The organism is Pseudomonas sp. NPDC089554, assembly GCF_050280645.1.
Classification (GTDB): Bacteria; Pseudomonadota; Gammaproteobacteria; order Pseudomonadales; family Pseudomonadaceae; genus Aquipseudomonas.
In genome coordinates this window covers 1-4802 of record NZ_JBNNVR010000160.1, presented here as the reverse complement: position 1 = coordinate 4802, position 4802 = coordinate 1, and the positions used below count along the sequence as shown (strand labels likewise).

Annotated in this window: 6 protein-coding genes; 5 read left to right on the top strand and 1 reads right to left on the bottom strand. The window is 63.7% G+C overall.

The features are described from left to right. Positions 1-374, top strand: a 374-nt coding sequence (locus tag ACQKPE_RS25780) for a mechanosensitive ion channel family protein (RefSeq protein ID WP_427669519.1), incomplete at its 5' end; no start/stop codon positions are given. Positions 375-378: 4 nt separating this feature from the next. On the opposite strand, the gene phnR is transcribed toward ACQKPE_RS25780, so the two are convergent. Then, positions 379-1092, bottom strand: coding sequence for a phosphonate utilization transcriptional regulator PhnR (gene phnR, locus ACQKPE_RS25775; RefSeq protein WP_427669517.1), 714 nt, complete (start codon positions 1090-1092; stop codon positions 379-381). A 325-nt stretch (positions 1093-1417) separates the two neighbouring features. On the opposite strand from phnR, the gene ACQKPE_RS25770 reads away from it, so the two are divergent. From ACQKPE_RS25770 to ACQKPE_RS25755, 4 genes are all read left to right on the top strand, one after another. Continuing rightward, on the top strand, positions 1418-2482 hold the full coding sequence (locus ACQKPE_RS25770; protein WP_427669515.1) for an ABC transporter substrate-binding protein: 1065 nt from the start codon (positions 1418-1420) through the stop codon (positions 2480-2482). Between the two features lie 137 nt (positions 2483-2619). Next, positions 2620-3426, top strand: a complete 807-nt coding sequence (locus ACQKPE_RS25765) for an alkaline phosphatase family protein (RefSeq protein ID WP_427669514.1) — start codon at positions 2620-2622, stop codon at positions 3424-3426. Beyond that, positions 3423-4250: an ABC transporter permease gene (locus ACQKPE_RS25760; protein WP_427669513.1), complete on the top strand. Its 828-nt coding sequence runs from the start codon at positions 3423-3425 to the stop codon at positions 4248-4250. Before ACQKPE_RS25765 ends, ACQKPE_RS25760 begins: the two co-directional genes overlap by 4 nt. After that, positions 4240-4802, top strand: a 563-nt coding sequence (locus ACQKPE_RS25755) for an ABC transporter permease (RefSeq protein ID WP_427669511.1), incomplete at its 3' end; no start/stop codon positions are given. The genes ACQKPE_RS25760 and ACQKPE_RS25755, both read left to right, overlap by 11 nt.

The window sequence follows — 4802 nt, the reverse complement described above, 5'->3', positions numbered from 1 at the left end:
GCGAAATCAAGAGCATCAAGAACTACTCGCGCGAGTTCGGCTACGCGATCTTCCGGGTGGCGATCCCGCACAGCATGAACATCGACCAGGCGATCAGCCTGGTGCGCGAAGTGGGGCAGAAGCTGCGCAACGACCCGTTGATGCGGCGCAACATCTGGTCGCCGCTGGAATTGCAGGGGGTGGAGAGTTTCGAGCAGGGCTCGGCGATTCTGCGGGCGCGCTTCAAGACCGCACCGATCAAGCAGTGGGAGGTGTCGCGGGCGTTCAACCTGGCGCTCAAGCGACACCTGGACGAAGCCGGGGTGGACTTGGCTACGCCGCGGTTGTCGGTGCAGGTGGTGACGGCGGGCGGGGAGTCCAGCGCCTCACGCTGACACCTCATCCCGCCTCGGCCCGAATACGAATCGCATCGTGCCGCCAGTACTCCAGGTCGCAGTCGATCAGGTGCCCATGCTGGTCGCTGTTGACCCGGGTGATATGCAGCCCCGGGCTACCCGCCGACACCTTCAACGCCGTCGCCGCCTCTACCGGCAGCGCCGTGGGCAGGATCTCGAAGCGCACCTGCCCATAGCGAATGCCATATTCGCGGGCATAGATCTCAGTCAGCGACTGCGCCAGGTCCAGCGCCAGGATGCCGGGGAAATAGCGCGGGTTCAGGTAGTGCTCGGCATACAGCACCGCGCGCCCATCGATGCGCCGCAAGCGGCAGATACGTACCACACTGGACAACGCCGGCAGGTGCAGGCGTGAACACACCGCAGCCGAGGCCGGTTGCAGGCGCGCCGACAGCAGCTCGGTGGCGGGCAACCGGCCCTGGTCGCGGACCATGGCGTGAAAGTGGCTGCGCTCGATCAGGTCGTAGGTCAGGCGCTCAGGCGCGACGAACCAGCCGCGCCGCTCCTCGCGGTAAATCAGGCCTTGGGCCTCCAGTTGCACCAAAGCCTCACGCAAGGTGATGCGCGTGGTGTCGAACACCTCGCTGAGCTTGCGCTCGGCCGGCAACTTGCCGCCCGGCGCCAGCAGCCCATGCTCAATCTGCTCCTGCAAGGCATGGCAGATCGCTGTTACCGCCCGCGGTGGCATCGCTTGCATCAAGAGTTACCTATCTGGACTAGTCCAGCCCCATAACGGAGCACATGGAGAGTAGTGCAAGCTTAGGCACAGCTGATGAAGATCCTGTGACAAAGGCCCTAGCCATATACCTGCCAGAAGCGGGCCAAGCCTTGTATATCAAGGCCTTCGATCTGGTCTACGCTGTATTTCCAGGGCTGGCGGGCACCTGCCCTGGCGGCCCTTCTACATCAAATTGTCATGCAAGGTGCCTACTTTGGCTCAAGGTTTGCTGACCTAGACCAACCGTTATCGAGCAAGGTCTTCTATTACAACGATTGCAAGGCACCCACCAAAGGAGCTTCGGATGAAAAAGTTCTTCATGGCGTCACTGCTGGGCTCGGCCATCGCCCTGTGCACCTCGGCCATGGCCGCGGACACCGACCTCAAGGCCCTGGAAGACGCCGCCCGCAAGGAAGGCGTGGTCAACAGCGTGGGCATGCCCGATGCCTGGGCCAACTGGAAAGGCACCTGGGAAGACCTGGCCAGCAAATACGGGCTCAAGCACAGTGACACCGACATGAGCTCGGCCCAGGAAATCGCCAAGTTCGAAGCCGAAAAAGACAACGCCAGCGCCGACATCGGCGACGTGGGTGCCGCCTTCGGCCCCATCGCCGTGGCCAAGGGCGTTTCCCAGCCCTACAAGCCGAGCACCTGGGAGCAGGTACCGACCTGGGCCAAGGACCAGGATGGCCATTGGGCACTGGCCTACACCGGCACCATCGCCTTCATCATCAACAAGGACCTGGTCAAGGAAGACGAACGCCCGAAAACCTGGCACGACCTGGAGAAAGGCAAGTACAAGGTCGCCATCGGTGACGTCGGTACCGCCGCCCAGGCCGCCAACGGTGTACTGGCGGCAGCCATCGCCTACAAGGGCGACGAAAGCAACGTGGCCCCAGGCCTGCAGCTGTTCACCAAGCTGGCCCAGCAAAAACGCCTGTCGCTGGCCAACCCGACCATCCAGACCCTGGAGAAGGGCGAGGTGGAAGTGGGCGTGGTGTGGGACTTCAACGGCCTGAGCTACCGCGACCAGATCGACCCCAAGCGCTTTGAAGTGCTGATTCCGGCAGACGGCTCGGTGATTTCCGGCTACACCACCATCATCAACAAGTACGCCAAGCACCCCAACGCCGCCAAGCTGGCTCGCGAATACATCTTCAGCGATGCCGGGCAGATCAACCTGGCCATCGGCCACGCCCGCCCGATCCGTGCCGAGCACCTGAAGCTGCCCGCCGAAGTCCAGGCCAAGCTGCTGCCCAACGAGCAGTACAAGGCTGCCCAGCCGATCAAGAATGCCGAAGCCTGGGAAGCGACCTCGAAGAAACTGCCGCAGATGTGGCAGGAGCAAGTGATCATCGAGATGGAATGACAGGCCGGATTTTGTAGTGCCTGACCTGGCCCTTTCGCGGGCAAGCCCGCTCCTACAAGGTTCTCCACTACCCCTGTAGGAGCGGGCTTGCCCGCGAAGAGGGCGACGCGGACTGACTGACACCCTGCGGAGCCACCATGCAACACAACGTCATCCTGGTCCTGCTCGACGGCCTCAACTACCAGGTGGCCCATCACGCCATGGGCCACCTGCACGCCTACGTCGAAGCCGACCGCGCCGCACTGTACCGCGTCGAATGCGAACTGCCGTCGCTGTCACGCCCGCTGTACGAATGCATCCTCACCGGCGTGCCGCCGATCGACAGCGGCATCGTGCACAACAACGTCAATCGCCTGTCCAACCAACGTAGCGTGTTCCACTACGCCCGCGAGGCCGGGCTGGGCACTGCCGCCGCGTCCTACCACTGGATGAGCGAGCTTTATAACCGCTCGCCGTTCGACCCGCTACGCGACCGCCATACCCATGCGCCCAAACTGCCGATCCAGCACGGGTTGTTCTACTGGGCCGACCACTACCCCGACTCGCACCTGCTGGCCGACGCCGAATACCTGCGCCGCCGCCACGCCCCGAATTTCCTGCTGGTGCACCCGATGAACATCGACGATGCCGGCCACCGCCATGGCCTGGACAGCAGCCAGTACCGCAATGCCGCGCGCAGCGCCGACATCCTGCTGGCCGACTACCTACCGCGCTGGCTCGAAGAGGGCTACCAGGTGATGGTGACCGCCGACCATGGCATGAACAACGACCGCTCGCACAATGGCCTGCTGGCCGAAGAGCGCGAGGTACCGCTGTTCGTCTTCGGCGAGGCCTTCAGCCTGGACCCGGCCGCCAAGCCCCTGCAAACCGAGCTGTGCGGCACCCTTTGCGAGCTGCTCGGCGCCGCCCACGACAAAACGGTCTGCCGGGAGCTACTTACGTGAAACCCCGTCACCTGGCCCTGCTCTGCCTGCTGCCGTTCGCACTGTTCTTCATTGTCTTCCAGATCGCCCCGCTAGCCTGGGTGGCCATCAATAGCCTGCAAGGCGAAAGCGGCTGGGGGCTGGAAAACTTCCACAAGTTGTTCGCCTCGAAGTTCTACCTGCAAGCCTTGCAACGCAGCCTGGAGATCAGCTTCTGGTCGAGCCTGTTCGGCATCGTCATCGCCACCCTCGGCGCCTACTCGCTGCGCCAGGTCGACTCGAAACTGCGCGACTTCGTCAGCGCCTTCGCCAACATGACCAGCAACTTCACAGGCGTCCCCCTGGCGTTCGCCTTCATCATCCTGCTCGGCTTCAACGGCGCATTGACCCTGCTGCTCAAGCAGGTCGGCCTGCTGGACGACTTCAGCATCTATTCCAAGACCGGGTTGATCCTGGTGTACACCTACTTCCAGATCCCCCTGGGCGTGCTGTTGCTGTACCCGGCCTTCGACGCGCTGCGCGAAGACTGGCGCGAGTCCGCAGCCTTGCTGGGCGCCAGCCACTGGCAGTTCTGGCGGTACATCGGCCTGCCGGTGCTGACCCCGGCGCTGCTGGGCACCTTCGTGATCCTGCTGGCCAACGCCTTGGGCGCCTACGCCACGGTATACGCACTGACCACCGGCAACTTCAACGTGCTGCCGATCCGCATCGCCGCCCTGGTGGCCGGCGACATCACCCTCGACCCGAACCTGGCCAGCGCCCTGGCCATGGTGCTGGTGGGGTTGATGACGCTGGTCACGGTGGTTCATCAATGGCTGCTGAAACGGAGCTACCATGCGCGCTGAAAAAACCGTCGGCGGGCTCTACCATCGCGTGGTGGTGTACCTGCTGTTCCTGATCCTGCTGCTGCCACTGGCCGGCACCCTGCTCTACTCCTTCGCCACCAGCTGGTCGGCGACCCTGCTGCCCAGCGGCCTGACCTTCAAGTGGTATGTCGCGCTGTGGAGCGAGCCGCGCTTTCTCGCCGCCTTCGGCCAGTCGCTGCTGGTGTGCGTGGGTGCGCTGCTGTTGTCGGTGGTGTTGATCCTGCCGCTGTTGTTCGTGGTGCACTACCACTTCCCCAAGCTCGACGCGCTGATGAACATCCTCATCCTGCTGCCGTTCGCGGTGCCGCCGGTGGTGTCGTCGGTGGGGCTGCTGCAACTGTATGGCAGCGGGCCGATGGCCATGGTCGGCACGCCGTGGATCCTCATCGGCACCTACTTCACCATCGCCCTGCCCTTCATGTACCGGGCCATCACCAACAACCTGCAGGCCATCAACCTGCGCGACCTGATGGACGCCGCCCAACTGCTCGGCGCCAGCACCTGGCAGGCAGCGTTCCTGGTGGTGCTGCC

What these genes read in the sequence shown, in the direction of transcription:
- phnR (WP_427669517.1), bottom strand. Translation starts at nt 1,092, where the DNA reads ATGCAAGCGATGCCACCGCGGGCGGTAACAGCGATCTGCCATGCCTTG.
- ACQKPE_RS25770 (WP_427669515.1), top strand. Translation starts at nt 1,418, where the DNA reads ATGAAAAAGTTCTTCATGGCGTCACTGCTGGGCTCGGCCATCGCCCTG.
- ACQKPE_RS25765 (WP_427669514.1), top strand. Translation starts at nt 2,620, where the DNA reads ATGCAACACAACGTCATCCTGGTCCTGCTCGACGGCCTCAACTACCAG.